Annotated in this window: 21 protein-coding genes; 9 read left to right on the top strand and 12 right to left on the bottom strand. The window is 75.3% G+C overall.

The window, feature by feature from the left end:
* Positions 1 to 187: 187 nt before the first annotated feature.
* Genes ACFVFS_RS13090 through pdhA form a run of 3 tightly spaced genes read right to left on the bottom strand, consistent with a single transcriptional unit; the run spans position 188 to position 3,752 of the window.
* A complete protein-coding gene (locus tag ACFVFS_RS13090) occupies positions 188 to 1,582 on the bottom strand; it encodes a dihydrolipoamide acetyltransferase family protein (protein ID WP_380623338.1) in 1,395 nt (464 codons plus the stop codon).
* A gap of 5 nt (positions 1,583 to 1,587) precedes the next feature.
* On the bottom strand, positions 1,588 to 2,613 hold the full coding sequence (locus ACFVFS_RS13085; protein ID WP_380623298.1) for an alpha-ketoacid dehydrogenase subunit beta: 1,026 nt from the start codon (positions 2,611 to 2,613) through the stop codon (positions 1,588 to 1,590).
* Entirely contained in the window at positions 2,613 to 3,752 is a 1,140-nt protein-coding gene (gene pdhA / locus ACFVFS_RS13080) for a pyruvate dehydrogenase (acetyl-transferring) E1 component subunit alpha (protein WP_380623296.1), read from the bottom strand. The genes ACFVFS_RS13085 and pdhA overlap by 1 nt, the downstream gene beginning before the upstream one ends.
* 164 nt (positions 3,753 to 3,916) lie before the next feature.
* Between pdhA and ACFVFS_RS13075 the strand changes: the two genes are divergently transcribed.
* Positions 3,917 to 4,363 (top strand): Lrp/AsnC family transcriptional regulator, encoded by a 447-nt coding sequence (locus ACFVFS_RS13075; RefSeq protein WP_380623294.1) that lies wholly within the window; start codon positions 3,917 to 3,919, stop codon positions 4,361 to 4,363.
* Positions 4,364 to 4,378: 15 nt separating this feature from the next.
* On the opposite strand, the gene ACFVFS_RS13070 is transcribed toward ACFVFS_RS13075, so the two are convergent.
* A complete protein-coding gene (locus ACFVFS_RS13070) occupies positions 4,379 to 4,963 on the bottom strand; it encodes a TetR/AcrR family transcriptional regulator (protein ID WP_380623292.1) in 585 nt (194 codons plus the stop codon).
* A gap of 125 nt (positions 4,964 to 5,088) precedes the next feature.
* Here ACFVFS_RS13070 and ACFVFS_RS13065 point away from each other — a divergent pair, with 125 nt between their 5' ends.
* The 3 genes from ACFVFS_RS13065 (at position 5,089) to ACFVFS_RS13055 (ending at position 9,850) form a co-directional block, all read left to right on the top strand.
* Positions 5,089 to 6,357, top strand: a complete 1,269-nt coding sequence (locus ACFVFS_RS13065) for a hypothetical protein (protein WP_380623290.1) — start codon at positions 5,089 to 5,091, stop codon at positions 6,355 to 6,357.
* 146 nt (positions 6,358 to 6,503) lie between these two features.
* Positions 6,504 to 8,204 (top strand): phenylacetic acid degradation protein PaaN, encoded by a 1,701-nt coding sequence (gene paaN / locus ACFVFS_RS13060; protein ID WP_380623288.1) that lies wholly within the window; start codon positions 6,504 to 6,506, stop codon positions 8,202 to 8,204.
* A 152-nt stretch (positions 8,205 to 8,356) separates the two neighbouring features.
* A complete protein-coding gene (locus ACFVFS_RS13055; RefSeq protein WP_380623286.1) occupies positions 8,357 to 9,850 on the top strand; it encodes an FAD-dependent monooxygenase in 1,494 nt (497 codons plus the stop codon).
* A gap of 39 nt (positions 9,851 to 9,889) precedes the next feature.
* On the opposite strand, the gene ACFVFS_RS13050 is transcribed toward ACFVFS_RS13055, so the two are convergent.
* Entirely contained in the window at positions 9,890 to 10,456 is a 567-nt protein-coding gene (locus tag ACFVFS_RS13050) for a CGNR zinc finger domain-containing protein (RefSeq protein ID WP_380623284.1), read from the bottom strand.
* A gap of 307 nt (positions 10,457 to 10,763) precedes the next feature.
* Between ACFVFS_RS13050 and ACFVFS_RS13045 the strand changes: the two genes are divergently transcribed.
* The 4 genes from ACFVFS_RS13045 to ACFVFS_RS13030 all read left to right on the top strand — a co-directional run bounded on the left by ACFVFS_RS13045 (position 10,764) and on the right by ACFVFS_RS13030 (position 15,029).
* Complete coding sequence (locus tag ACFVFS_RS13045) at positions 10,764 to 11,786, top strand: XRE family transcriptional regulator (protein ID WP_380623282.1); 1,023 nt, start codon at positions 10,764 to 10,766, stop codon at positions 11,784 to 11,786.
* A 200-nt stretch (positions 11,787 to 11,986) separates the two neighbouring features.
* On the top strand, positions 11,987 to 12,454 hold the full coding sequence (locus ACFVFS_RS13040; protein ID WP_380623280.1) for a VOC family protein: 468 nt from the start codon (positions 11,987 to 11,989) through the stop codon (positions 12,452 to 12,454).
* Between the two features lie 30 nt (positions 12,455 to 12,484).
* Positions 12,485 to 13,432: a pyridoxamine 5'-phosphate oxidase family protein gene (locus tag ACFVFS_RS13035; RefSeq protein ID WP_380623278.1), complete on the top strand. Its 948-nt coding sequence runs from the start codon at positions 12,485 to 12,487 to the stop codon at positions 13,430 to 13,432.
* 244 nt (positions 13,433 to 13,676) lie between these two features.
* Positions 13,677 to 15,029 (top strand): peptidoglycan-binding protein, encoded by a 1,353-nt coding sequence (locus tag ACFVFS_RS13030; protein ID WP_380623276.1) that lies wholly within the window; start codon positions 13,677 to 13,679, stop codon positions 15,027 to 15,029.
* A 34-nt stretch (positions 15,030 to 15,063) separates the two neighbouring features.
* Here the strand turns inward: ACFVFS_RS13030 and ACFVFS_RS13025 are convergent, their stop codons facing one another.
* The 6 genes from ACFVFS_RS13025 to ACFVFS_RS13000 all read right to left on the bottom strand — a co-directional run bounded on the left by ACFVFS_RS13025 (position 15,064) and on the right by ACFVFS_RS13000 (position 22,107).
* Positions 15,064 to 15,828, bottom strand: a complete 765-nt coding sequence (locus tag ACFVFS_RS13025; protein WP_380623274.1) for a TrmH family RNA methyltransferase — start codon at positions 15,826 to 15,828, stop codon at positions 15,064 to 15,066.
* 5 nt (positions 15,829 to 15,833) lie between these two features.
* Complete coding sequence (locus tag ACFVFS_RS13020) at positions 15,834 to 16,493, bottom strand: TetR/AcrR family transcriptional regulator (RefSeq protein WP_380623272.1); 660 nt, start codon at positions 16,491 to 16,493, stop codon at positions 15,834 to 15,836.
* 96 nt (positions 16,494 to 16,589) lie between these two features.
* Positions 16,590 to 18,737, bottom strand: coding sequence for an FUSC family protein (locus tag ACFVFS_RS13015; RefSeq protein ID WP_380623270.1), 2,148 nt, complete (start codon positions 18,735 to 18,737; stop codon positions 16,590 to 16,592).
* A 10-nt stretch (positions 18,738 to 18,747) separates the two neighbouring features.
* A complete protein-coding gene (locus ACFVFS_RS13010; protein ID WP_380623268.1) occupies positions 18,748 to 19,989 on the bottom strand; it encodes an HTTM domain-containing protein in 1,242 nt (413 codons plus the stop codon).
* Complete coding sequence (locus tag ACFVFS_RS13005; protein WP_380623266.1) at positions 19,986 to 20,744, bottom strand: DUF5819 family protein; 759 nt, start codon at positions 20,742 to 20,744, stop codon at positions 19,986 to 19,988. The genes ACFVFS_RS13010 and ACFVFS_RS13005 overlap by 4 nt, the downstream gene beginning before the upstream one ends.
* A gap of 190 nt (positions 20,745 to 20,934) precedes the next feature.
* Positions 20,935 to 22,107, bottom strand: a complete 1,173-nt coding sequence (locus tag ACFVFS_RS13000) for a rhodanese-like domain-containing protein (RefSeq protein WP_380623264.1) — start codon at positions 22,105 to 22,107, stop codon at positions 20,935 to 20,937.
* 243 nt (positions 22,108 to 22,350) lie between these two features.
* On the opposite strand from ACFVFS_RS13000, the gene ACFVFS_RS12995 reads away from it, so the two are divergent.
* Positions 22,351 to 25,095 carry a SpoIIE family protein phosphatase gene (locus ACFVFS_RS12995; RefSeq protein ID WP_380623262.1) on the top strand — a complete coding sequence of 915 codons (2,745 nt, stop codon included), beginning with the start codon at positions 22,351 to 22,353 and terminating at the stop codon, positions 25,093 to 25,095.
* Between the two features lie 14 nt (positions 25,096 to 25,109).
* On the opposite strand, the gene ACFVFS_RS12990 is transcribed toward ACFVFS_RS12995, so the two are convergent.
* Positions 25,110 to 25,865, bottom strand: coding sequence for a hypothetical protein (locus ACFVFS_RS12990; protein ID WP_380623260.1), 756 nt, complete (start codon positions 25,863 to 25,865; stop codon positions 25,110 to 25,112).
* Positions 25,866 to 25,982 lie beyond the last annotated feature (117 nt).

Below are 25,982 nucleotides of genomic sequence, written 5' to 3'. Positions count from 1 at the left end.
CCGGCCTTCGCCACCACCTGGCTTGTCTCTGCTGACGCCCAGGAAGCGTGGCACGCCCGGACTGCTCATCCGACGAATCGCGCGAAGCCCGGACACCCGCCCCCGGGACGCGCTACCCTCGCTCGATCCGTGTCGCCCTGGGTGGCGGATCCGCCACCCAGGGCGACCCTGCTCGGGCCGGACCCGCTCAGAGCTGCCGCAGCAGCATGCCCGGCTGCTCGACACAGTCCGCCACGAACCGCAGGAACCCGCCCGCGGTACCGCCGTCGCAGACCCGGTGGTCGAAGGTGAACGACAGCTGGGTGACCTCGCGCACCGCCAACTCCCCCCGGTGGACCCAGGGTTTGGCGACGATCCGGCCGACGCCGAGCATCGCCGCCTCCGGGTGGTTGAGGATCGGGGTGGAGCCGTCCACCCCGAACACCCCGTAGTTGTTCAGGGTGAACGTACCGCCGGTCAGCTCGGCCGGGGCGATCGACCCGGTCCGCGCCGCCTCGGTCAACCGACCCAGTTCGGCGCCGAGTTGCTCGGTGGTGAGGCGCTGCGCGTCCCGCACCACCGGGACGACGAGCCCGCGCTCGCCCTGGGCGGCGAAGCCCAGGTGCACCGCCGGGTGTCGCAGGATCCCCGAACCGTCCCCGGTCACACTGGAGTTGAGCTCGGGGAAGCGCTCCAGCGCGACGGTGCAGATCCGGGCGAGCAGTGCCAGCACGCTCACCTTCGGCCCCGGAACGGCATTCAACTGCCGCCGCAGCTCAATCAGTTCGGTGGCGTCGGCGTCCACCCAGCAGGTCGCGGCGGGAATCTCCCGGTGGCTGCGGCCGAGCTTCTCGGCCACCGCCTTGCGCAGCCCGCGCAGCGGGACGACCTCCCCGGCGACGGCCGGCACCGAAGGCACCGGTGCCACCGACGACGGCTGCGCGGCGGCCGGCACGCCGCCCGGTCCGGAGACCTTCGCCGCGACCGCCCGTTCGACGTCCGCCCGCATGATCAGGCCGTCCGGCCCGCTGCCGGTGACCGCCGTCAGGTCGACCCCCTGCTCCCGGGCCAGCCGGCGCACCAGCGGCGAGATCACCGGCGGCACGGCCGGCGCCCGCACGGCCGGCGGAGCCTGCGCGGCCACCGGGGCCGGCGGAGCGGCGGGCGCGACCGGAGCCGCGGGCGCGACCGGAGCCGCGGCCGCGACCGGAGCCGCGGCCGCGACCCCGACCCGGCGCCGCCGCCCGCTCCGCCCCGGCTCGGCGACCCCGTACCCGACCAGCGGCCGCTCCACCTCCGCCGCGGGCTCCGCCGGCACCGCGGCCGACACCGCGACGAGCGGCTTCTCCCCCTCGCCGGGCGACACCGCGACCGTCACCAGCGGCGCGCCGACCGCGACCTCCTGGCCCACCTCGCCGAACAGCGCGGTCACCACCCCGCCGTAGGGGCAGGGCACCTCGACCACCGCCTTGGCGGTCTCCACCTCCGCCACCGGCTGGTCGACCGCGATCACCTCGCCGACCTCGACCAGCCAGCGCACCACCTCCGCCCCGGTGAGCCCCTCACCGAGGTCGGGCAGGGTGAACTCGCGTACGACGGGCATCATCCTCAGTCCTCCCACTGGAGCCGGGCGACCGCGTCCAGGATCCGGTCCACCCCGGGCAGGTGGTGGTGCTCCAGCATCGGCGGCGGGTACGGGACGTCGAAGCCGGTGACCCGCAGCACGGGCGCGGCCAGGTGGTGGAAGCAGCGCTCGGTGACCCGGGCGGCGATCTCCGCGCCGGTGCCGCCGAAGCCGCCGGCCTCGTGCACCACCACGGCCCGGCCGAGCGAGCGCACCACCCGGCAGAGCGTCTCGTCGTCGAACGGCACCAGGCTGCGCAGGTCCAGCACCGCGAGGTCCCACCCCTCGGCCTTCGCCACCTCGGCCGCCTCCAGGCAGACCGGCAGCGAGGGGCCGTAGGTGATCAGCACCGCCGAGGTGCCGGTCCGCCGCAGCACGGCCCGGCCGACCGGCTCGACCGGGGCGGCCGGGTCGAACTCCGCCTTGCCCCAGTACATCCGCTTGGGCTCCAGGAAGACCACCGGGTCGTCCGAGGCGATCGAGGCCCGCAGCAGCCCGTACGCGTCTGCCACCGTCGCGGGGGTGACCACGTGCAGGCCCGGGGTCGCGGCGTAGTACGCCTCGGAGGCGTCGCTGTGGTGCTCGACGCCGCCGATGCCGCCGCCGTACGGGATCCGGACGGTGATCGGCAGCGGCAGCCGGCCGGCCGTGCGGTTGCGCATCTTGGCGACGTGCGAGAACAGCTGCTCCAGCGCCGGGTAGGCGAAGGCGTCGAACTGCATCTCCACCACCGGCCGCAGCCCGTACATGGCCATGCCGACGGCGGTGCCGAGGATGCCCGCCTCGGCCAGCGGGGTGTCCAGGCAGCGGTCCGGGCCGAACTCGGCGGTCAGCCCGTCGGTGATCCGGAAGACGCCGCCGAGCGCGCCGACGTCCTCGCCGAGCACGTGCACCGTCGGGTCCTCGCGCATGGCGTCGCGCAGCGCCGAGTTGAGCGCCTGCGCCATGCTGGCGGTGCGGGCACCGGCGGCGGGGGCGCGGGTGGGGGTGGGCGTGGGGGCCGTGGTCATCAGTGCTGCACCTCGGCCTCGGCGGCCAGCTCCTCGGCCAGCCGCGCCGCCTGCTCGCGCAGCTGCGGGGTCGGCTCGGCGTACACATGGGCGAACAGGGACATCGGGTCGAGCTCCGGCTCGGCGTGGAACTCGGCGCGCATCCGGGCGGCGAGCGCCTCGGCCTCGTCGGCCGCCTCCTGCACCAGGGCGTCGTCCAGCACCCCGCGCTCGCGCAGCGCCCGCTCCATCAGCAGGATCGGGTCGTGCTCGCGCCAGGCCGCCACCTCGGCCTCGGTCCGGTAGCGGGTGGCGTCGTCGGCGTTGGTGTGCGCCTCGGCCCGGTAGGTCACCGCCTCGACCAGGGTCGGGCCGCCGCCGGTCCGGGCCCGTTCGACGGCCTCGGCCAGGACGCCGTGCACGGCGGGCGCGTCGTTGCCGTCCACCAGCCGGCCGGGCATCCCGTAGCCGACGGCCTTGTGGGCCAGCGTCGGGGCGGCGGACTGCGCGCTGAGCGGGACGGAGATGGCGTAGCCGTTGTTCTGCACCAGGAAGACCACCGGCGCCCGCAGCACGGCGGCGAAGTTCAGCGCCTCGTGGAAGTCGCCCTCGCTGGTGCCGCCGTCGCCGAGCATCGCCAGCGCGACCACCGGGTCGCCGCTCAGCCGGGCGGCGTGCGCCAGCCCGACGGCGTGCGGGCCCTGGGTGGCCAGCGGGGTGCAGAGCGGGGCGGTCCGGCTGGCCCGCGGGTCGTAGCCGGTGTGGGCGTTGCCGCGCAGCAGGGTGAGCGCCTCCAGCGGGTCCACCCCGCGCGAGACGACGGCCAGGGTGTCGCGGTAGCTGGGGAACAGCCAGTCCTGCTCGCCGAGCACCAGCGCGGCGGCGACCTGGCAGGCCTCCTGCCCGGTCGAGGCCGGGTAGACGGCGAGCCGGCCCTGCTTGGTGAGGGTGGTGGCCTGCTGGTTGTACCGGCGACCGACGACCAGGCGGCGGTACAGCTCGCGGAGCAGGGCGGGGTCGTACTTCTCCAGCGCGGGGGTACCGAGGACGCGGACGGGAGCGGGGTCCGGGAGCAGCGGGGCCGGGTCGGTGCGGGGGGCGGTGGCCCCGGGCAGCCAACCGGGCACCGCCGTGTCGTGTCTGTGGTCGAGAACGGTCATCTCGGGGCACCTCCAGGGGTGGCGGGGGCTCCCTACCGATTGTTCGGTCGTCTGTTCATCTTGACCAGAAGCGTGCGAAGGTGGTGGACAATCGGCCCGGGTGGCGGTCGACTGGTGGCAGTGCGTCCAATCCGTGGGGGTGGGGGGTCATGTCGGCTGAACAGATGTCCAGACTCGACCGGGTCGACCGGGCGATCCTGCGGCTGCTGCAGCAGGACGGTCGCGCCTCGATCCGCTCGGTGGCCGAGCGGGTGCACGTGTCCAGGGCGAATGCGTACGCCCGGATATCCAGGATGGTCGAGGACGGCGTCATTCGCGGCTTCACCGCCAGGGTGGATCACGAACGGGCAGGTCAGGGCGCGTCCGCCTACATCACCCTGAAGATCGTGCAGAACTCCTGGCGCACCGTGCGCGAGCAGCTGCTGGCCCTGCCGGGGGTCGCGCACATCGCGCTGGTCGGCGGCGACTTCGATGTCCTGCTGCTGGTGCACACCGCCGACAACCACGCCCTGCGGGAGCTGGTGCTGGGCAGCATCCAGTCCATCCCGCAGGTGCTCGGCACCCGCACCATGCTGGTCTTCGAGGAGACCGACCAGGTCCCGCCCGACTAGGGCCGACCGGTCGGCTCAGCGCGCCCGCAGGCCGTCGAAGGCCAGGTGGACCACCGCGTCCGCGACCCCGTCGGCGGCCTTGAGGCCCGGCCGGTACCACTCCACGATCGAGTTGATCATGCCGAAGAGCAGCCGGGTGGCCAGCCGCGGCTCGACGTCCGCCCGCAGCGCGCCGTCCGCCACCGCGGCCCGCAGCAGCTCGGCCACCTGGTGGTCGAACTCCCGCCGGCGCTCCAGCGCCCACTGCTCGGTGGCCGTGTTGCCGCGCACCCGCAGCAGCAGGGTGACGTAGGGCAGCTCCGCCAGCAGCACCTCGGCGGTCCGCCGCACGACGTGCTCCAGCCGCTCCACCGCCGGGCCGTCCACCGCGGCCGGCTCCGCCAGGATCGCGAACAGCCCGTCCAGCGCCCGTCCGACGGCGAGCCGCAGCAGCTCCTCCTTGCCGCGCACGTGGTGGTAGATCGACGACTTGGAGATCCCGGCCGCACGCGACAGGTCCTCCATCGAGGTGCCGTCGTAGCCGCGCTCGTTGAAGACGTCGACGGTCACCGCGAGCAGGGAGTCCACGGTGTAGGCGGTACGCGTGGTGTGATCGGCCATCCTCCGAGTATCCCCGCCCGCCCCGGTACGGCGGCGCCCGGGTGCCCTGGTCCACACCAAACCGCGGCGGCAGACCCTAGACTCGGCGGACGATCCGTCCATGAGCGAGCAGGTGGGGAAGTCGCATGAGCGCAATACCGGCAGTCGAATCCGATCTGCCCGAACAGCGCCGCGGCGACTCGGCGGCCGAGTCCGCGGCCGACTGGCGCGAACGCGCTCGCGAGCTGGTCCTGCGCTTCGGCCCGGCCGTCTGGTGCTACGCCGTGCTGAAGCTGGTCGGCTTCACCGTCTTCATGAAGCTGCTCTCCTTCTCCGGGGACCACCTCAAGAAGCACCCCCGGTTCGGCGGCGGCGCCAACCCCTGGGACGTGCTGGCCAGCTGGGACGGCTGGTGGTACCAGCAGGTCGCCCAGTTCGGCTACCACCCGGCCCTGGTGCCGGTGCCGGGCGGCACCCCCGGCTTCACCATCGAGCAGAACTCGGCCGCCTTCTTCCCGCTCTACCCGGGCCTGATGCGGCTGATCTCGGAGATCAGCCCGTTCGGCCTGTACGGCGCCGGGATGCTGATCTCGGTGGTCGCCTCGCTGTTCGCCGCGGCCGGCATCTACGCGGTGGTGGACCGGATGGCCGGTCCGCGCGCGGGTGTGATCGCGGCCGGGCTGTGGGCGATCGCCCCCGGCTCGGGCGCCGAGTGGGCGATCTACTCGGACTCGCTGTTCATCGCGCTGGCCGCCTGGGCCTGCTACTTCACGATGGGCAGGCAGTGGGTGGCGGCCGGGGTGATCACCCTGATCGCCGGCCTCAACCGGCCCACCTCGGCGGCGCTGATCGGCGCGGTCGGCCTGGCCGCGCTGGTGGAGCTGTACCGGCGGGAGAGCGGGGTGCTGCGCCCGCTGACCGCGATGCTGCTGGCCCCCGTCGGACTGCTCGGCTACGTCGGCTGGGTGGGCTGGCGGATGGGCGACTGGGGCGGCTACTTCACGCTCCAGCGGGACGCCTGGCTGCACTACTTCGACTGGGGTCAGGGCACCTGGTACGCGATCCGCGGCGTGCTGCTGGGCCGCAACGACTACCCGTTCGCCTACCACACGGCCGACATGCTGGCGACGCTGCTGGTGCTGAGCCTGCCGGTGCTGATCGTGCTGCTGGTCCGGCTGCGCCCGCCGCTGGTGCTGACCGCCTACACCCTGGCCACCATCGTCTCGGTGCTCGGCAGCCTGGGCATCTTCGGCAACACCTCGCGCTACCTGCTGCCGGCCTTCCCGCTGCTGATCGCGCTCGCGGTGGCGATGCGCAGGCTGAGCTGGCCGGTGCTGGCCGGTGTGCTCGGCACCGGCGCGATCGCCTCCGGCTGGTACGGCGGGTACGTGATCTTCGAGCTCGGCATCCCGTAGACCCGCACCCCCGTTCCCACGACCTGGAGGGGCGCGTCCGGATCCGGACGCGCCCCTCCGTCATGACCCGGTTCGCCCTCTTGAGCCGACCGATCGTTCGGTTACTCTGTGACGTGTCCCGTCCTCCCCTCTGAGGAGCGCACACCATGTCCGCAGCGGTCACCCACCCCCACGTCGCCGAACTCGTCGAACGCCACCGGGCCACCCTGGAGGCCGCCGTCGGCGCCGCCGCCGAGCGCGACTACTGGTCGCCCTACCCCGAGTTCCCCAAGGCCTACGGCGAGAGCGCCGCCGCGGACGGCAAGGCCGCCTTCGAGTCCCTGCTGAACCGGCCGTTCGAGCTGCCCGGCCACCCCGCCGACGGCGACCTGGTCGGCGGCGAGGCCTCCCCGTACGGCCTGGAGCTGGGCATCGGCTACCCGCACGCCGGCCCCGACGCCCTGATCGCCGCGCTGACCGCCGCCCGCCCGGCCTGGGCCGCCGCCGGGCCGCTCGCCCGCGCCGCCGTCTGCCTGGAGATCCTGGCCCGGATCAACGCCCGCTCGCACGAGTACGCCAACGCCGTCATGCACACCACCGGCCAGGCCTACGCGATGGCCTTCCAGGCCGGCGGCCCGCACGCCCAGGACCGCGGCCTGGAGGCCGTCGCCTACGCGTACACCGAGCAGACCCGGCTGCCGGAGAGCGCCGGCTGGACCAAGCCGCAGGGCAAGCGCGACCCGCTGGTGATGACCAAGGACTTCACCGTGGTCCCGCGCGGCCTGGCGCTGCTGATCGGCTGCAACACCTTCCCCACCTGGAACGGCTTCCCCGGCCTGTTCGCCTCGCTGGCCACCGGCAACCCGGTGCTGGTCAAGCCGCACCCGCGGGCCGTCCTCCCGCTGGCGCTCACCGTGCGGATCGCCCGCGAGGTGCTCGCCGAGGCCGGCTTCGACCCCGACGTGGTCTGCCTGGCCGCCGAGCACGAGGGCGGCACGGTGGCCGCCGTCCTGGCCGTGCGCCCGGAGATCAGGCTGATCGACTACACCGGCTCCACCGCCTTCGGCGACTGGCTGGAGGAGCACGCCCGGCAGGCCGAGGTCTACACCGAGAAGGCCGGCGTCAACACCGTGGTCGTCGACTCCACCGGCGACTACCGGGGCATGCTGAACAACCTGGCCTTCTCGCTCTCGCTGTACAGCGGCCAGATGTGCACCACCCCGCAGAACCTGCTGATCCCGCGCGGCGGCATCGACACCGACCAGGGCGCCAAGTCCTACGACGAGGTGGTCCGCGACCTCGCCGCCGCCATCGAGGGGCTGCTCTCCGACGACGCCCGGGCCACCGCCGTCCTCGGCGCCGTGGTCAACCCGGGCGTGCTGCAGCGCTCGGCCGCCGCGGCCGGCGGCGAGTACGGCGAGCTCGCCCTCGCCCCGAGGGCCGTCGAGCACCCGGAGTTCCCCGGAGCGACGGTCCGCACCCCCGCGCTGGTCAAGCTGGACGCCGACAAGCCGGACGACCGGGCGGTCTACCGCAGCGAGTGCTTCGGCCCGGTCTCCTTCGCCGTCGCGGTCGAGAACACCGCCGCCGCCGTAGCGCTGCTGCGCGACACCGTCCGCAGCCGGGGCGCGATGACCGCCTCCGGCTACACCGTCTCCCCCGAGGTCGAGGCCGCCCTGGTCGAGGCCGCCCTGGACGCCGGCGTCTCGCTCTCGCTCAACCTCACCGGCGGGGTGTACGCCAACCAGACCGCGGCCTTCTCCGACCTGCACGGCACCGGCGCCAACCCGGCCGCCAACGCCGCGTACTGCGACGGCGCCTTCGTCGCCAACCGGTTCCGCACCGTGGAGATCCGCCGCCACAGCTGATCGCCCGCCCCCTCCGGACAGCGCCCGCCCCCGGTCCCCGGCCACTCGCCGGGGACCGGAGATTCACAACGCCGCTCCCGGGCGGCGATGATGGGGGCGGGGAAACGCCACACCCGGCGTCCAGCCGCTGTTCGAGCACCGGGAGCTGACACATGACCGAGAAGCAGACCGTCACCGACGTCATCGTGGTCGGCGCCGGACCGACCGGCCTGCTGCTGGCCGGCGACCTCGCCGCCGCCGGCGTGGGCGTCACCCTGCTGGAGAGGCGCACCGAGGATTCCGGCCTCACCAGGGCCTTCGCCGTGCACGCCCGCACCCTCGAACTGCTCGACGCCCGCGGCCTCGCCGACGAACTCATCGCCGGCGGCCGCCCGGTCACCTCGCTGCTCGCCTTCAACCGGGCCAGGATCGACCTCGGCGGCCTGCCCACCCGCTTCCCCTTCGTCCTGATGACCCCGCAGTACCGGACCGAGCGGCTGCTCCGCGACCGGGCCGTGAAGGCGGGCGCGGTGGTCCTGCACGGCGCCGAGGTCACCGGCCTGCGCCAGGACGCCGAGGGCGTCACCGTGGAGACCGTCGAGAACGGCGCCCCCGCCGTCCACCGGGCCCGCTACGCGGTCGGCGCCGACGGCGTCCACTCCACCGTCCGCGACCTGCTCGGCCTGCCCTTCCCCGGCGAGTCGGTGATCGAGTCGGTGCTGCTGGCCGACGTCCGGCTGGAGCGCGAGCCCGAGGACGGCCTGGCCGCGGGCGCCGACGACGACGGCCTCGCGCTCCTGGTCCCGTTCGGCGACGGCTGGTACCGCGTCCTCGCCTGGGACCGCAACGAGCAGCTCCCCGACGGCGCCGAGCCCGGGCTCGACCTGCTGGCCGCCATCGCCCGGCGCGCCCTGGGCGAGGACTACGGGCTGCACGACGTCCGCTGGAGCTCCACCTTCCACAGCGACGAGCGGCAGGTCCCCCACTACCGCTCCGGGCGGGTGCTGCTGGCCGGCGACGCCGCCCACTGCCACTCCCCGGCGGGCGGCATGGGCATGAACACCGGCCTCCAGGACGCCGCCAACCTGTCCTGGAAGCTCGCCGCCGTCCTGCGGGGCCGGGCCACCGACGCGCTGCTCGACAGCTACCAGGCCGAGCGGCACCCGGTCGGCAAGACCGCGCTGCGGGTGTCCGGCGCCATGATCCGGGTCGCCGTCGCGCAGTCCGCCGCCACCCGGGCGCTGCGCGGCGCGCTGGTCTCGGTCGCCGGCCACCTCGACGCGGTCGTGGAGCGCGGCGCCCGCACCGTCTCCGGCATCGGCATCGCCTACCCGGCGCCCAAGGACGCCCACCCGCTGGTCGGCAAGCGCGTCCCGGACCTTCGGCTGACCGGCCTGGAGCCGCCCCGCGAGGGCGGGCCGGCCGCACCGCAGCGGCTCTACGAGGCCCTGCGGGCCGGGAGGTTCGTCCTGGTCAGCAATGACGAGGTGGCGGCCGCCGACCCGTGGGCGGACCGCCTGGTCACCGCCGCCCCGGCCGACCCGCACGGCAAGCTGCGCGACACCGTGCTGCTGATCCGCCCGGACGGCTACGCCGCCTGGGCCGCCGTCGACCCGGGCGCCGGCGAGCTGCGCGCCGCCCTCACCGAGTGGCTCGGCGAGGCCTGAGCCTCCGGGCCGGCCCCGGGCGGACGGACCGTCCCGGGGTCAGCCCTTCGCCTTCTCGTAGTGCCGGGCCGCCTTCGCCCGGTTGCCGCACACCGCCATCCGGCACCAGCGGCGGCGGCCGTTCTGCGAGGTGTCGAAGAAGTGCAGGATGCAGGCCTCGTGCGCGCACTTCTTGATCCGCTCCGGCCCCCGGGCCAGCAGCCCCAGGAAGTCGTCCACCACCAGCCAGGCGGCCAGCCGGTGCGGCTCGTCCACCTCGACCCGGTCCACCGGCCCGGCCGCCGAGGCCTCCCGCCGGACCCGTCCGTGCCGCAGTACGGCGTCCAGCCCGGCCAGCTCGGCGGCCCCGGGCGGCCGGCCCGCGTCCAGGGCGCGGACCGCCGCCGCCAGCGCCTCGCGCGCCTCCCGGAGCACGGCCAGTCCGGCCCCGTCCGCCGCGCACCGCCCGGCCAGTCCGGCCGAGGAGAGCCAGATCCCGTGGCCCTCCGGCTCGGCGAGCAGGTCGTTGACCGGCACCCCGGCCCACCGCGTGTTCAGCAGGTCGAGCGCGAGCGGCTCCCCGAGCAGCGGGCGCGGGTCCCGCGGGTCTGCTGTCCGCTCCGTCATCGGCACTCCCTCGCTCGCGAACGGTCCCCGAGTCTACGTCCGGCACCGCCCGGGCGGTTCCTGGCCGGAACCGGACAGTCGACCGGCCGGATCCCGCCGCCCGCCCGGGGAGCGGGCGGTCTGTTTCCGTACTGTTTCAAGATCGCTCACCGGGCGGCCCACCCCCCGTGACCACTGTCATACGCACGACTGATGACGTAGCCTCTCGACCGTGCATAGGGTTCCCCACAGCTCGGCGAGGCCATTGACGGCGCGTTCCGGCGCCGCACCGGGTCTGCCGAACCCGCTCGGTGGGGAAGGTAACCACATGGCCTCACAGCACCCCCAGGACGCACGACTCAGACTGGTCGGGCCGCGCCAGGACGCCTCCGCGCCCGACTCCCGGCCACCCGCTCCGCCGCTGTCGCCCGCGCCGACGCCCGGACGCCCCAGCCCCACCGGCGGCTTCGCCGACACCCTGCACGTGGCGATCGAGGCCAGCGGCCTCAGCCTGGACCGGATCCGCGCCGCGCTCGCCCAACGGGGCGTCAGGGTCAGCGTCACGACGCTGAGTTACTGGCGGCGCGGACGCAGCCAGCCCGAGCGGGCCAGCTCGCTGCGCGCCGTGCACCTGCTGGAGGAGCTGCTCGGGCTGCCGCACTCCACGCTGTCCGCGCTGCTCGGCCCGCCGCGCCCGCGCGGCCGTTGGGCGGCCAACGCGAGCACCAGCCACCTGCGGCTGGAGGACGTCTGGCCGGGCGAGCAGGACATCTCCGAGGTGTTCGCCGAGCTGGACGCGCCGCCGGCCGGCGAGCTGGAGCGGCTGTCGGTCCACGACTCCTACTACGTGGACGCCGAGCGGCGCGGCAACCTGCTGCGGATGCGCCAGGTGGTCCGCGCCACGGTGGCCGGGGTGACCCGCTGCCTGGTGGTGCACAAGGCCGACGAGGAGGCGACCGGCTGTCCGGAGATCACCGGCGTGCGGCACGGCCGGCTCGGCCGGGTGCGCCGCCGCCCGGAGGCCGGTCTGATCGTCGGCGAGGTGATGCTGGACCGCCCGCTGGGCCTCGGTGACAGCACCGTCTTCGAGTACGAGGTGGAGATCCCGTCCGGCGGCGCCCAGACCACCGAGTACAGCCGCCGCTTCGCCACCCCGGTGCGCGAGTACGTGCTCCAGGTCCACTTCGACCCGGCGACCGTACCGGTGCACTGCGAGCGGTACGACCGCGACCCGGGCGCGGACGTCGACCGCCGCCGCGAACAGCTCTGGATCGGCGCCTCGGCGAGCGCGCACGTCCTCGCCCCCGACCAGCAGCCGGGCCACATCGGCGTCCGCTGGGAGTGGGAGTAGCCGCACCGCGGCCCGGCGCCCGTGCGCCGCCTCCTTCGCACGCCCCCTCGACACCCTTGTCATGGCACAGCCATTCTCTCAAAAGCTAACCATTGAAACCCACAGTATCGGTTGACCCCCTCCGCGCCTAACCATTACTGTCCACCGTAACGGTTATAGCGCGGCGCCCCGGGGCGCCCTGACCACGGGAGTGATCAGGCATGTCCGGCACCATCAGCAGCACCCTGCAGACCGGCCACGTGGGACTGAACGTCACCGACCTGGCCCGCTCGACCGCGTTCTACCGGCGGATCCTCGGCCTGGAGCCGGTCCAGGAGGGCACCGACCCGGAGCAGCCCTTCGTCTTCCTCGGCCGCGACGGCCGCCTGGTGCTGACCCTCTGGCAGCAGAGCGAGGGCTCCTTCCCCGTCGGCGCGCCCGGCCTGCACCACCTCTCCTTCCAGGTCGACTCGCTCGACGAGGTCCGCGCCGCCGAGGCGCTGCTGCACGAGCTGGGCGCCTCCTTCGCCCACGAGGGCGTCGTCCCGCACGGCGAGGGCGCCGACTCCGGCGGGATCTTCTTCACCGACCCGGACGGCATCCGGCTGGAGATCTACACCCCGGCGGGCGTCCGCGACACCGGCGCCGAGGCCCCCGTCCCGTCCGCCCCGACCTGCGGCTTCTTCTAACCCGCGGCACCCCCGAGGGAGGCACCGACGATGACCGCCGCCACCACGCACCACCACCCCGGGCCCTACCACCCCGGCGAGCGGGCCGTGCAGGACCGGGCCGGCCGGACGGACCGCGCCGACCACTCCGGACGGGCCGTCGGCGGCACCGTCCCGGCCGTGGCCGCCCGCTTCCTCACCGAGCGCCGGGTGCTGGTGGCCGGCGCGGCCGACGCCGACGGCCGGCTCTGGGCCACCCAGCTCAGCGGCCCGGCCGGCTTCCTGCGGGCCGACGGCGAACGGACCGTGGCGGTGGCCGCCCGGCCGGCCGAGGACGACCCGCTGGCGGCCGCCCTGGCCGGCCCGGCCGAGGTGGGCAGCATCGCCCTGGACCCGGCCGGACGGCGCCGGATGCGGGTCAACGGCCGCTCCGCCCCGGACGGCCGGGGCGGCCTGGTGATCAGCGCCGACCAGGTCTACGCCAACTGCCCGAAGTACATCCAGCGCCGCCACCCGGTGGACCGCCCGGGGGCCGGAACCCCGCGCCGGGTGGCGGCCGGCACCGCGCTCAGCACCGCCCAGCAGCTGCTGGCGGCCACCGCCGACACCTTCTTCATCGCCACCTCGGGGCCGGAGGGCCGGATGGACGCCTCGCACCGCGGCGGCAACCCCGGGTTCCTGCGGGTGCTCGGACCGGACCGGCTGCGCTGGCCCGACTACCCGGGCAACAGCATGTTCATGACGCTGGGAAACCTGGAGCTCGACCCCCGGGCCGGGCTGCTCGTCCCGGACTGGGAGACCGGCGGCGCACTGCTGATCACCGGCGAGGCCAGGACCGACTGGACCGGGCCGACCGCCGCCGAGCTGCCGGGCGCCGAGCGGGTGGTCGACCTGACCGTCACCGGCGTCGTCGAACTGGCCGACGCCACCCCGCTGACCTGGACCGGGCCCGACTACTCGCCCGCCAACCCGCCGGCCGCCCGACACCCCGCCGACTGACGCCCCGCCGGCTGACGCCCCGCCATTCCTCCGGCGGGGCCCGTACCACCCCCCTCCTCACCGCGCCACGCCCGCGGCTCCGAACAGCCGTCACCCGTTCGGAGCAGTCCGCCGTGCCGACCGGGCGTCCGCTTTGGGACTTTGGTCCCGATAACACGCGGTGTGCCCCTGGGAAGGACCGTGCTGTCACGCCGTCAGCGGCCTGACCGGCAGTGCCCCCACCAGGAGAGACAAGAGGCGGAGAATGACCCGAACCGAGCAGCTGACCCCCCTGTGGGAATTCGACGAGGTGGAACCGGAGGACGACTGCATATGCGGGGGCTGCCGCACCCGCCGCCGGGCCCGGCTGCGCTCCGCGCCGGTGCACGAGGGCGGGCACGCGGCGGCCCACAGCGTCCGCCGCCGGGCCGCCGTGCTGATGGCCGCCGTCGGCACGGCCCTCGGCGGGGGCGCGGCCGGCGCGGCCACCGCCGTCGCCGCCCCCGCACCCACCCCGGGCGGCCCGGCCGCTCCCCGCACCGAGACCCCGCAGGGCGAGGTCAGCGGCCTCTACGGGGACTCCTCCCCCTCCGCCCGCTCGTTCGCCGCCCCGCGGGCCGCGGCGACGCCGGTCACCCGGGCCCAGATCATCGAGCGGGCCCAGCGCTGGGTCGACCAGAAGGTCCCGTACAGCATGAGCCGCTACTGGTCGGACGGCTACCGCCAGGACTGCTCCGGCTTCGTCTCGATGGCCTGGGGGCTGGGCAGCAGCCAGACCACCTGGACCCTGCCGGACTTCGCCGAGCGGATCACCAAGGCCGAGCTCCAGCCCGGCGACGTCCTGATCTACAACAACCCGGCCAGCCCGCAGTCCGGTTCGCACGTGACGATCTTCGGCGGCTGGACGGACTCCGGCCGCACCCGCTACGTGGCGTACGAGCAGACCTCGCCGAACACCCTCAAGCGCTCCACCCCGTACGCGTACTGGAACAACTCGGCCTCCTACGTCCCGTACCGCTACAAGGGGCTCTCCACCGGCGGCAGCGGCGGCGGGGGCTCCTCGTCGACGGCGTTCCCGGGCGCCGGCTCGTTCGGCCCCGGTGCCGACAACGCGTACGTCACCCGGCTCGGCCAACTGCTGGTGCAGCGCGGCGGCGGCCGGTTCTACAGCGAGGGCCCCGGCCCGCGCTGGGGCGAGGCGGACCGGCGGGCCACCGAGGCCTTCCAGCTCGCCCAGGGCTGGCGCGGCAGCGAGGCGGACGGCATCCCGGGCAAGGCCACCTGGGACTACCTGGTCAACGGCAAGGGCCGCGACATCGGCGGCGGCACCCCGCAGCCGCCCCCGCCGGTGACCCCTCCGGTGAACCCCGGGACCGGGGTGCCGGCCTTCCCGGGCGCCGACAGGTTCGGCCCGGGCGCCGCCAACGACTTCGTGCGCCAACTCGGCGAGCAGCTGGTCCGCAAGGGCTACGGCCGCTTCTACACCGAGGGCCCGGGCCCGCGCTGGACGGACGCCGACCGGCGCAATGTGCAGGCCTTCCAGGAGGCCCAGGGCTGGCGCGGCGCCGAGGCCGACGGCTACCCCGGCCCGGACACCTGGAAGCGGCTGTTCTCCTGACGGTCCGCCACCAGGCCCCGCCCCGGCCGCCGGTTCACGCCGGCGTGCCGGGCGGGCGCCCGGACATCCAGTGGAACAGTCCCATCGCCACGCTGGTCGCCAGGTTGAAGCTGGAGACCCCGGGCCGCATCGGCACCGCGATCAGCTCGTCGGCCCGCGCCTTCAGCTCCGGCGTCACACCGTGCCGCTCGGTGCCGAAGGCGAGCACCGCGTCGTCCGGGAAGGCCGTCGCCCGGATGTCCGCGCCCTCCGGATCCAGGACGTAGAGCGGGCCGGCCGGCAGCTCCGGCAGGGTCAGCCGCTCGACGGCGGTGGCGAAGTGCAGGCCCGCGCTGCCGCGGAGCACCGCGGGGTGCCAGGGGTCCAGCTCGCCGGTGGTGACCACGCCCGCCGCGCCGAAGCCGGCCGCCAGCCGGATCACCGCGCCGACGTTGCCCAGGTTGCGCGGGTTCTCCAGCAGCACGACGGGCGCCGGCCGGGGCGAGGCGGACAGTGCGGCGCGGTTGGCCGCGGCGGTGGGCCGCACCGCCAGCGCGATCACCCCGGTGGGGTGCAGCCGGGGCGCGAGCGTGCGCAGCGCGGCCTCCGGCAGTTCGACGGCCAGTGCGTCCAGCGCGGGGGCGACGTCCGGGGCGAGTTCGGCGGCGAGCGCCAGCAGTGCGGCCCGGTCGGCGGTCAGCACCTGCCGGACGGCGCCGCCGAACCGCAGCGCGTGCTTCAGCGGGTGGAAGCCGTCCAGCAGCACCGTGCCCGGCTCCTCGGCCCCGGCCCGCCAGATCCGCAGCAGTTCCCCGTCCATCCCGCTCACTCCGCCGTCCCGGTCGCACCGGGCTCCCCGGGCCGCCCGGCGGCCGCGATCACCTGCTCGAACGAGAGCGGCACCACGCCGCCCGCCCCTTCATCGTCGCCGCCGCCCGGCCGCAGGCCCGCCAGCGCGAGGTCCAGGTGCCGGTGGACGAGCGTGCCGTCGGCGTCCAGTGCGGCCAGGCCGCCCGGCAGCGGCCGGGAGACCCGTACGCAGAGCAGCACCAGGTCGCCCATGCCGACGTCCGTCCGCAGCTGCCCGGTGTCCTGGGCGGCGCGCAGCAGCGCCTCGACCTCGGCCACCGCCCGGGAGCGGACGGCGACCAGGTCGGCGTCGGCCGCCAGCCGCTCCAGCAGCACCACGATCGCCGCGCCCATCCGCAGGTCGGCGGCGGCGTGCGCGAAGCGGCGCAGCGCCCGGTAGGGGTCCGGCTCGGCGGCCCGGGCCTCTCCGGCGGCCTCGGCGAGCCGGCCGAGCAGGTCGGTGACCAGCGCCCGGACCAGCGCCGTCCGGTCGGGGAAGCGCCGGTAGAGGGTGCCCGCACCGATCCCGGCCCGGCGGACCACCGCGTCCAGCGGGGCGTCCGGGCCCCGCTCCAGGAAGACCTCGCAGGCGGCGTCCAGGATCCTGCGCCGGCTGCGTTCCGCGTCCGCCCTCATCACCCGTCCCTTAACCGGAGAGATTCTCTCCCCTGATGCTAGCGCCGCACACAGCGGAGAAGCGCTGGAGGCCGCTACGGCCGCCGGGGGAGCGTCCTAACGCGCGGTGGGCTCCGGCTCGCGCCGCTCGACGGCGGCCGCCGTACCGCCGCCGCGCAGCGCCCGTTCGAGGTCCTTGAGCGCCTGGAGCATCAGCCGGGTGCCGGAGCGCACGACGTCCCCCTGCACCCCGGCCGGCTGTTCGGCGAGCCTGCGCTCCAACTGCTCCTGCGCCTCCCGGACGGCGAGGAACTCCACCGGCTGCCCGGTCAGCAGCGCCCCCGCCGCCAGCGCCGTGGCCAGCCGCAGCTCCTCGGCGAACTCGGCCGCCCCCGGCACCGGTTCGGCGTCCTCCCCGGGCAGGTGGGCCTCCAGCAGGACGGCGACCCGGCCGAGGTGGCCGACCGCCGCGCGCGCCCGGTCCAACTGGCGCCGGCTCACCCCGGGCAGCCCGGAGGCGTGCCGGCCGGGCTCGGCGTCGGCCCGCTGCATCGCCTGGAGCAGCTCCGAGCGCGCCTCCCGGGAGTCCAGCAGCGCCGCGCGGACCTCCCGTCCGCGCGGCGCCGCCGGGCGCCCGTAGACGGCGACCACCTCGGCCGCGTACCGCCCGGCGGCGGCCAGCCACTCGGCCAGCCGCTCACCGAGCCGGGCGGTCTGCCAGGTCGGGAAGAGCGCGTAGACGAGCAGCGCGACCGAGCCGCCGAGCAGCGTGAGCCCGACCCGCTCCACCGCCGTGACCAGCGGGTTGCCCTCCTGGAGCCCGAGCAGGAAGACCACGTAGGAGGAGATGCAGGTGGTGATCACCGCGTAGCCGGTGCGGAAGGTCAGATAGGCGCCGGCGATCGAGAGCACCGCGAGCGCGGCCAGCACCCACTCGCCGGGCCGGGCGAGCTGCACCACCAGGGTGGAGGCGGCCACCCCGACGACCGTCCCGGCCAGCCGGGCCACGCCCCGGCTGTAGGTCTGCGCGAAGTCCGGCCGCATCACCATCGCGGCCGTCATCGGCGCCCAGTAGCCGTGGTGGAAGCCGACCAGCCGGGCCATCAGATAGGCGGCGGTGACCACACCGGACATCCGCACGGCGTGCTGGAACACCGCCGAGTGCGGATGGAACTGCCGCCGCACCGCGCGCAGCGCCGTCGGCAGCATCCGGACCAGCGGCGGCTTGCGCAGCGCCCCGCCGGGCCGCAGGACGGGGGTGTCGATGGTGTCCTCGGAGCTCCGGTCGAGCGTGTCGGAGGCCTTGCGGAGCAGTCCGGCCAGCCGGCGCGCGGCCCGGCGGGCGGCGCCGCGCAGCTCCGGCCCCTCGGTCCGGGCGACGAGGGTGAGCGCCGGCGCCGAGCGGGGCAGCTGGAGCGGGTCGCCGGTGCGGATCGCCCGGGCCAGCGCGTCCATCGCCTCGGCGGAGGCGGCCAGCACCTCCCGGGCCCGGTCGCGCTCCGGCCCCTCCTCCGGTGCGCCGACCTTGGGGTCGGCGATCGCCGGCAGGGTGGGCCGGATCCGCTCGGCGATACCGCGCAGGCCGCGCAGTTCGGGCGGCCGGTGCCGGTCCTGCCAGGGCGTCAGCGCGGCGGCGTGCCGGGCCTCCATGAACGGCTCCGGGTCCACGTGCGCGGTCGGGTCCTGGCGCAGCCGCCGGGCGTAGTCGGCGAGTTCGGCGTAGGTGTCGGCGAGCGCCTCGCGCTGGGCGGTCCAGCTGCCGATCGGCCAGACGGTGATGACCAGCGCCTGGACGACGCCGCCGAGCGCGCAGACCAGCCCGTGGCCGAGCGCGGTGAGCGCGCTGACCGGCAGCTGGACGACGATCAGCATCACCGAGAGGGTGTTGGCGGCGACCACCCCGGCGGTCGGCCCGACCGCCCAGGCGAGCCCGGCGCCGAAGGCCCAGACCGCCAGCAGCACCGGGAACAGCCCGGTCACCCCGGCCGCCAGGTAGCCGAGGAAGGTGCTGACGCCGAGTCCGACCCCGGCGGCGACGGCCAGCGTGGCCCGCGGCCGGAAGCTGCGCTGGAAGGTCGCCGTCCCGGCGATGAACGCGCCCATCGCGGCCGAGGTGGCGAGCCGGGCGTCGCCGAGCGCGAGGGTCGGGAAGAGCACCAGGGCGACGGCGACCGCCCCGCGCACCGCCCGCTTGGGGTCGGTGAGCTCCCGGTCGATGGTCAGTCCGGTCCGCGCGGTGTCTCGAAGAGCGGCGAACCAGGACATACCGGTCAGCTTAGTGGCGGCCCCTCGGCCGGATCCGCGCGACCCGCTCCCCGGCCCACAGCAGCGCCGCCGTCGGCAGGAACACCGCGTCCGCCGCGATCATCGCCAACGAGAACACCGGCAGCCCGAGCAGCACCGCGATCCCGACGTGCTCGGCCATCATCACCACCAGCAGCGCGTTCTTGATCCGCCGGTTCACCAAGGTGAACGGGAAGGCCACCTGGAGCAGCACCGTCCCGTAGGTGATCAGGAACACCGGCAGCAGTGCCCCGCCGACCAGCCCGGACAGCCCCGGCCAGGGCGTGAAGTAGTCCAGGTTCAGCGGGTAGTACAGCGCGGTGCCGTCCTGCCAGCGCGAGCCCTGCACCTTGTACCAGCCGGCCGTGGCGTAGATCAGCACCACCTCGACGGCGATCACCAGCATCGCGCAGTTGTGCACCATGGTCGCCAGCGCGTCCAGCACCGCCCGGGTCTCACCGTCCGGAGCGAGCCGGTCCACCAGCCACCAGAGCCCGGCCACCGCCCAGAGCAGCCAGAACAGCGGTCCCCAGCCGACGTACGGGAACGCCGGGACGGTCCAGTCCAGGCTCGTCCCGGCGAAGCCCCCCAGCTGACAGAGCAGCAGAACGGCCCCGAGCACCGTCCACAGCAGCACCCCGGCCGCCCCGCCCCGCCCGGACCGGGCCCGCCGGGCGTCCAGCGACCACACCTCGGCGCACCGGGTGAAGACCAGGTAGACCGCCATCAGGTGGACGATGTTGTCGCCGCCGTCGCCGAGGAACACGTTGCGGTTCTGCAGCGACAGCACGGTGACCAGGAACAGCACCGTGGCCGCCCTGGTCCGCCAGCCCAGCAGCACCGCCAGCGCGGCCAGCACCGCCAGGTGGTAGACCAGCTCGAACCAGGGCCTCCCGCCGAACCAGGGCAGCACGGTGAACGCCCCGTTGTCGGCCAGCAGTCGGTCCGCCAGCTCCGCCGACCAGGGCGAGGTGTCGCCGTACAGCAGCCGCCGGTTGGGCCACTCGCGCAGCAGGTAGGCCAGCCAGACCAGTCCGAAGCCGATCCGCACCGCCGCCGCCTGGTGCCGCCCGAGCACCCGGCCGGCGAACACCGCGAAGGCCTTGGCCGCGAGCCCGGCCGGCCCCGGCCGGTGCGGACCGGCCGGCCCGTCCCCGCCGGCCGCCGGTCCTGGCTGGCGGGGGATCCCGTCGAGCAGCCGCTCCCGCGCCCCGGCCGGTGTCGTGCCGCTCACCACAGCCCCCGCAGGTCCTCGTCCCGTACCGGCCACCAGGGCAGCTCGCGCACCTTCGGCGCGGCCGGCGCCGCCTCCCCGCTCCACTCCGGCGGGGCGAGGGTCGTCGTGGTCACCCGCAGCTCGACCGCCACCACCGGCCGCCCCGCCGCACCGCGGCCGATCCGCTGCACCGCGATCCGCTTCAGGTACTCCTCGGCGAGCCGCCCGCGCTCGGTGGTCGGCGACTCGTCCTGCGCGCTGTGCGAGCCGTCGTAGAAGTCCCAGGCCCGGCGCAGCAGGTTCTGGTCGGCGTGGCTGGGCGCCGGATTGCCCCGGATCGCCGCGACGTCCTGCGCGGTCAGCCCCACCCAGTCGTGGACCACCGGCTCCCCGTCCGCCGACACCGTGCGCACCCGGGCGTCCACCGCGACGTTCTGCTGGAGCGGGTTGGGCGCGAACAGCTTCCAGTTCTGCTCGAACTCCGGGTATATCAGGCCGTCCAGCTGCTCCCGGTACTCCCGGGAGAGCGGGTTGGCGGGCGCCACGTGCAGGAAGACCGCGCCGAGGAACAGCCCGGTGGCCGTCACCAGCAGTACGGCGGCCGCGCCCAGGACGACCCGGGCCGGCGTCGACCAGGCCCGGCGGGCCGGCGGCGGGTCCGTGCTCCCGGTGCTGTCGGCGCTCTCTACGGGCTCGGCGTTCTCGGCGTTCTCGGCGGTCTCAACGGACTCGGCGTTCTCGGCGTTCTCGGTGGCCTCGGCGCTCTCGGCCATGAACTCCCCCGGGGACGGGTGGGGCCGGCACCGCGCCGGCCCGGTCGCGCGCCCATCCTGCCCTACTCGCGGCGCCCTGCGGAGCCCCCGGACCGGGCCGGTCCGCTCCGGCGGCGGCGCCGCAGCAGCAGCACGCCCACGACCGGCGGCCGGACCGCCGCGCCGACCGCGGCCACCGTGATCGCGGCCCCTACAGGACGAAGGCGTCCTGTCCGTCGCCGCTCACCATCGGACGGCCCGCGCCGTCCCAGGCGTACATCCCGCCGTCCACGTTGACCGCGTCCCGGCCGTTCTGCACCAGGTACTGGACGACCTGCGCGGAGCGCCCGCCGACCCGGCAGAGCACGTACAGCCTCTCGTCCGGCAGCTCGCCGATCCGCGCGACCACCTCGCCGATCGGGATGTGCAGCGCGCCCTCCACGTGCCCGGCGTCCCACTCGTCCTGCTCCCGGACGTCCAGCAGGGCGGCGTCGGCCGGCACGGCGGCGGCGGTGATGGTGGGGATCTGCGCGAACATCGTCTGATTCTCCTGGGGGTCGGGATCGGCCCCGCCATTGTCCCCCACCGGCCGGGCACCCATCAGGCGTTCCAGCTCGGCCTGCTGGGCGGCGGCCTTGGCCAGCAGCTGCTCAGCCAGCTCGGTCAGCAGCCCGTCCGGGTCCTGCGGGGCGAGTGCCAGCAGTTCGCCCATCGCGCTGCGCTCCAGCCGGACCTGCTCGGCGGCGAGTTCGCCGATCCGGCCGGTCAGCCACTCCAGCCGGCGGCGCAGCCAGCCGAGCCGGTCGGGGGAGTCGACGGCGGGCGCCGCCTCGGGCGCGGTGGACCACTCGGCGGCCAGCGCCTCCAGCGCGCCGGTGTCGCCGTACGCGTAGGCCTCGTTGACCCGGGCCAGGAACGCCGCCCGGCGCCCCTGCTCCTCCGGGTCGGTGGACAGGTCCGGGTGGGCGCGGCGGACCAGCTCGCGGTAGATCCGCTGGGCGTCCCGGCCGGGCCGCACCCGGGCGGGCGCCGCGGGCGGCGGCGGGGCCTGCTCCTGCTCGCTCTGCTCCCGGACGCTGTCGAACAGCGCGTCCAGGTCCGGCAGGTCCTCGACCCGCTGACGCGCGGCACGGGCCCGCCGCAGGTCCTCCGGGTCACCGGTGCGGACGGCCACCGCCTCGGCGAGCAGCGCGTCCAGCTCGTCCAGCCGGGCGTACAGCGGCCCGAGCAGCTGGTGGTGGATCAGCGCGAAGTTGTCGATCTCGACCCGCAGCGTCCGGACGTCGACGTCCATGGTGAGCCAGGCGAGTTCGGCGGCCTCGACCCGCTCCTCCAGCTCCTGCTGCTCCGGATCGGTCCAGCGGACCGGGATCTGCGCGGTCACCTCTCGCCTCCTCCTGCGTGCCGTCCTGCGACCCTACCGTCCGCCCGCGCGGGTCCTCCGCGCGATGGACGGGGAGTGCGCACCGGCGCACGGCACGTGACACGCAACTGATACCGAGGAATCTCCCCGTTTCGCTATCGACTCCCGGCCCGTCCGTGCTTCGCTGGTATCCGCACAGCATGCCTTCCTCCGGAGAAACGGCCGTCTCCCGACAGGGCGGCCAGGCGGGAGCAGACCGAATCCATGGTGGACGATCCCAACTCCACACCGCGTCCGGCGGGCACCGACCCGGGGCCCGTCTCCACACCGGGCGACCAACCCTCAGGGGTGGTCGCCCTGGTGCGGCTCGCCCTCGTACTGGTCGACCGCGACGGGCGGATCGCCCAGTGGAGCCGGGCCGCCGAGGAGCTGTTCGGACACCGCGCGGAGGCCGTGCGCGACCGCCCGGCCGCGGGACTGCTGCCCGCCGCCGAACCGCGCAGTGTGCCCGGCCCGGCCGCGACCCCGGCCGCGGGACGCCGCCGGGACACCTTCACCACCCTCGCCGAGCTGACCGCCGCCGGCACCCCCTGGGCGGGTCAGCTGCCCGTGGTCGACCGCGAGGAGCACCTGCGGGACGTGCTCTGGTGGGCCTACCCGGTGGACGGCCCGGCCGGCGGACTGCTGGCGCTGGCCGCCGACGCCCGTCCGCTGCGCTCCTCCGGCCCCCGGCTGGCCGTCGGCGAGCGGCTGCTGCCGTTCGCCGCCGCCCCCGGCGCGCTGGGCGGCTTCCACCGGCTCTCCGCCGCGCTGACCGCCCCCGGCCGGCCGGTGCCCGAACCGCTCGCCGCGCTGCTGCCCGGCTCCGCCGAACGCCGCGGACCGCTGCTCGCCGCCCTGGCCCCGGCCGGGCTGCCCGCCCTGCGGCTGGACCCGGCCACCGTCCTGCCGGTGCGCCCGGCCGACCCGGCGGCCGGCACCGCGCACGCCGCGGCCGGGATCGGCCGCCGCTACCCGACCGCGCAGCAGCGCACCGCCCGGCTCGGCCCGCCGCCGCAGCCCGAGCAGTCCGCGCCCGGCCGCCGTCCGGCCGGACCGCTGCCCGCCCAGCGCGAGGCCGCCGCACAGGCCACCGCCCCGGCCGCCACCGCCCCGGCCGCGGCCGGCCTCGGCACGCCGGCCACCGGTCCGGCCGCCCCGGCCCCGCCGAGAGGAGGCACCGCCATCGAGCAGACCACCGTCGAGGCCGCCGTCGGACCGCCCGCCCACGGGCACCGGCTCCTCCCGGACGAGCCGGCCGCGCCGCCCGCCCCCGCGCCGTCGGCCGGCCGCTTCGGCCCGTTCCTCACCAACGGCCACGCCGGCGAGCAGCTGGCCCTGCTGGGCGAGGTCGGCGGCAAGGTCGGCACCACCCTCGACCTCGGCTTCACCGCCCACGAGCTGTGCCGGGTACTCGTCCCCCGGGTCGCCGACTTCGCCTGCGTCGACCTCGTCGACGGCCTGATCTCCGACTCCGAGCTGCCCGAGGCCCGCCCGGACGACGACACGATGCTCCGCCGGGTCGCGCTCGCCCGCAACGAGTCCACCGGCCAGTGGGACCACGTGCTCGCCGAGGGCTCGCTGGTCGCGATGCCCCGCCGCACCCCGCCCGGGATGGCCCTCCAGCTCAACCAGCCGGTCCTGGTCCCGGTGGTCACCGTGGACGTCGCCGTCGACTACGCCGCCGCACTCGGCGGCCCGGAACTCGTCCCGGTGGTCTCCGGCCGCTCGATGCTGGTGGTCCCGCTCTCCGCCCGCGGCACCGTGCTCGGCATCCTCAAGCTGCTCCGGCTCCCCGACCGCGGCCCCTTCGACGAGAGCGACGCCGCCACCCTCAAGGAGCTGGCCGCCCGGGCCGCGCTCTCGCTGGACAACGCCCGGCTGCACCGGGCCGAGGCCCGGGTCGCCACCACCCTCCAGCGGTCGATGATCCCGACCCGGCCGCCGCAGATCCCCGGCGTCCAGATCGCCCACCGCTACCTGCCCGGCGACTCCCGGGCCGAGGTCGGCGGCGACTGGTTCGACGCGATCCAGCTGCCCGGCAGCCGGGTCGCCCTGGTGGTCGGCGACGTGATGGGCCACGGCCTGCACTCGGCCGCCGCGATGGGCCGCTTCCGCACCGCGATGCAGACCCTCGCCGCCCTCGACCTGCCGCCCGGCCAACTGCTGCGCCACCTGGACAACCTGGCCCACAAGCTCGGCGACGATCACCTCGCCACCTGCCTGTACGCGGTCTACGACCCGATCAACCGGACCTGCGAACTGGCCAGCGCCGGCCACGTCCCGCCGGTCCTGGTCCACCCGGACGGGACCGGCGAACTGCTGGAGATCCCGGCCGGCGCCCCGATCGGCGTGGGCGGGGTCCCTTTCGTCGCCAAGACCATCGACGTCTCGGACGGCTCGATGCTGGTGCTGTGCACCGACGGGCTGGTCGAGGTGCGGGGCGGCGACATAGGAGCCGGGCTGGCCGCGCTCTGCGGCAACCTCATCGACCCGACGCAGAGCCCCGAGCAGGCCTGCGACGTGGTCCTGGAGCGGCTGCACTCGGACGACCGCAAGGACGACGTCGCGCTGCTGGTGGCCCGCTTCGACGGGGTCGCGCCGAGCGAGGTCGCCACCTGGGACCTCACCGTCGACCAGCGCGAGGTCGGCCGGGCCCGCGCCCTGGTCCGCGAGCAGCTCGCCGCCTGGCACCTGGAGTCGCTCAGCGACACCGCCGTGCTGCTGGTCAGCGAGCTGGTCACGAACGCCGTCCGGGTCGCCCGCGACCGGGTCCAGCTCCAGCTGATCCGGGTCGACAAGCTGCTGGTCGAGGTCAGCGACGACAGCCACAACCTGCCGTCCCTGGAACCCGCCGAGCAGCTCGGCGAGACCGGCCGCGGTCTGACCCTGGTCACCAAGCTCGCCGACCGCTGGGGCACCGCCCGCAAGGCCGTCGGCAAGGTGGTCTGGTTCGAACTGCCCCTCTGATTCGCCCGCTCGTCTCAGGCGCCGGCCGGGGCCCGGCGGCGGGGCTCGGCGGCCGCCTCCAACGAGGCGGCGGCCGTCGCCACCACGGTGGCCGCCCCGACCCCGGCCAGCACCCGCGGCCAGAAGTCCCCGAACACCTCCACCGAGACGGCGATCAGCAGCGCCGCGATCACCGCGACCACGTGCTCCATGCCCGCCAGGTTCGGCAGCACGATCGCCTCACCGACCATCAGCGTCACCACCAGCCCGGCGGTGAACCAGGCCCGGCAGCGGAACGCGATGCAGATCGCCAGCGCCACCACCGCGGCCGACGGCCCGGTGTCCCGCACATGGGCGACCCACTTCGGGAACCCGAAGAGGTGGTCCGGCCCGATCGCCACCCCGACCCGGGCGAACAGCGTCCCCGCCAGCGTGCAGGTGTAGGCCACCACCAGGGTCAGCCGCCGCCCGAGCACGATCTCGGCGATCCCGAAGACCACGAAGACCTGCGCCAGCGCGCCCCACACCGGCAGGTCCAGGGCCGGCACGTACAGCGACAGCGGCGTCCGCAGCAGTGAGACGTCCAGCGGCAGGGCCGCCTTCACCACACCGATCCGGGTGACGAAGTGCTCCCCGCCCGGCAGGTGCTGGACGATGCTGAACAACAGGATCAGACAGGTCGCCGCGGTCGCCAGCGGGACGGCCGCGAACTTCTTGCGCACCACCTGCTCCCGCACCGTGCCGAACAGCGTTCCCCACTCGGCGACAGCGGCCTCTCCGGCAATAGCCATCGGCCCCTTTCGCACGCCCCCCGCGTGGGTTCTCCGCATCACAACCGGTTCTCCAAATCCCCGTCGGCGCAAGCGCCTTCCCGACTACCTCCACATTAGAAGCCGCTCCGGGAATCC

Source organism: Kitasatospora sp. NPDC057692, from assembly GCF_042799475.1.
Taxonomy (GTDB): Bacteria; Actinomycetota; Actinomycetes; order Streptomycetales; family Streptomycetaceae; genus Kitasatospora.
The sequence above is the reverse complement of the archived record's forward strand: the minus strand, read 5'-3'. Positions and strand labels throughout refer to the sequence as shown.

Coding starts and splice junctions, on each gene's coding strand:
- ACFVFS_RS13035 (WP_380623278.1), top strand. CDS start 12,485: ATGACCGCCGCCACCACGCACCACCACCCCGGGCCCTACCACCCCGGC.
- ACFVFS_RS12995 (WP_380623262.1), top strand. CDS start 22,351: ATGGTGGACGATCCCAACTCCACACCGCGTCCGGCGGGCACCGACCCG.
- ACFVFS_RS13090 (WP_380623338.1), bottom strand. CDS start 1,582: ATGCCCGTCGTACGCGAGTTCACCCTGCCCGACCTCGGTGAGGGGCTC.
- ACFVFS_RS13015 (WP_380623270.1), bottom strand. CDS start 18,737: ATGTCCTGGTTCGCCGCTCTTCGAGACACCGCGCGGACCGGACTGACC.
- ACFVFS_RS13025 (WP_380623274.1), bottom strand. CDS start 15,828: ATGGACGGGGAACTGCTGCGGATCTGGCGGGCCGGGGCCGAGGAGCCG.
- ACFVFS_RS13020 (WP_380623272.1), bottom strand. CDS start 16,493: ATGAGGGCGGACGCGGAACGCAGCCGGCGCAGGATCCTGGACGCCGCC.
- ACFVFS_RS13085 (WP_380623298.1), bottom strand. CDS start 2,613: ATGACCACGGCCCCCACGCCCACCCCCACCCGCGCCCCCGCCGCCGGT.
- ACFVFS_RS13030 (WP_380623276.1), top strand. CDS start 13,677: ATGACCCGAACCGAGCAGCTGACCCCCCTGTGGGAATTCGACGAGGTG.
- ACFVFS_RS13070 (WP_380623292.1), bottom strand. CDS start 4,963: ATGGCCGATCACACCACGCGTACCGCCTACACCGTGGACTCCCTGCTC.
- ACFVFS_RS13065 (WP_380623290.1), top strand. CDS start 5,089: ATGAGCGCAATACCGGCAGTCGAATCCGATCTGCCCGAACAGCGCCGC.
- ACFVFS_RS13045 (WP_380623282.1), top strand. CDS start 10,764: ATGGCCTCACAGCACCCCCAGGACGCACGACTCAGACTGGTCGGGCCG.
- ACFVFS_RS13040 (WP_380623280.1), top strand. CDS start 11,987: ATGTCCGGCACCATCAGCAGCACCCTGCAGACCGGCCACGTGGGACTG.
- pdhA (WP_380623296.1), bottom strand. CDS start 3,752: ATGACCGTTCTCGACCACAGACACGACACGGCGGTGCCCGGTTGGCTG.
- ACFVFS_RS13055 (WP_380623286.1), top strand. CDS start 8,357: ATGACCGAGAAGCAGACCGTCACCGACGTCATCGTGGTCGGCGCCGGA.
- ACFVFS_RS12990 (WP_380623260.1), bottom strand. CDS start 25,865: ATGGCTATTGCCGGAGAGGCCGCTGTCGCCGAGTGGGGAACGCTGTTC.
- ACFVFS_RS13005 (WP_380623266.1), bottom strand. CDS start 20,744: ATGGCCGAGAGCGCCGAGGCCACCGAGAACGCCGAGAACGCCGAGTCC.
- ACFVFS_RS13075 (WP_380623294.1), top strand. CDS start 3,917: ATGTCCAGACTCGACCGGGTCGACCGGGCGATCCTGCGGCTGCTGCAG.
- paaN (WP_380623288.1), top strand. CDS start 6,504: ATGTCCGCAGCGGTCACCCACCCCCACGTCGCCGAACTCGTCGAACGC.
- ACFVFS_RS13050 (WP_380623284.1), bottom strand. CDS start 10,456: ATGACGGAGCGGACAGCAGACCCGCGGGACCCGCGCCCGCTGCTCGGG.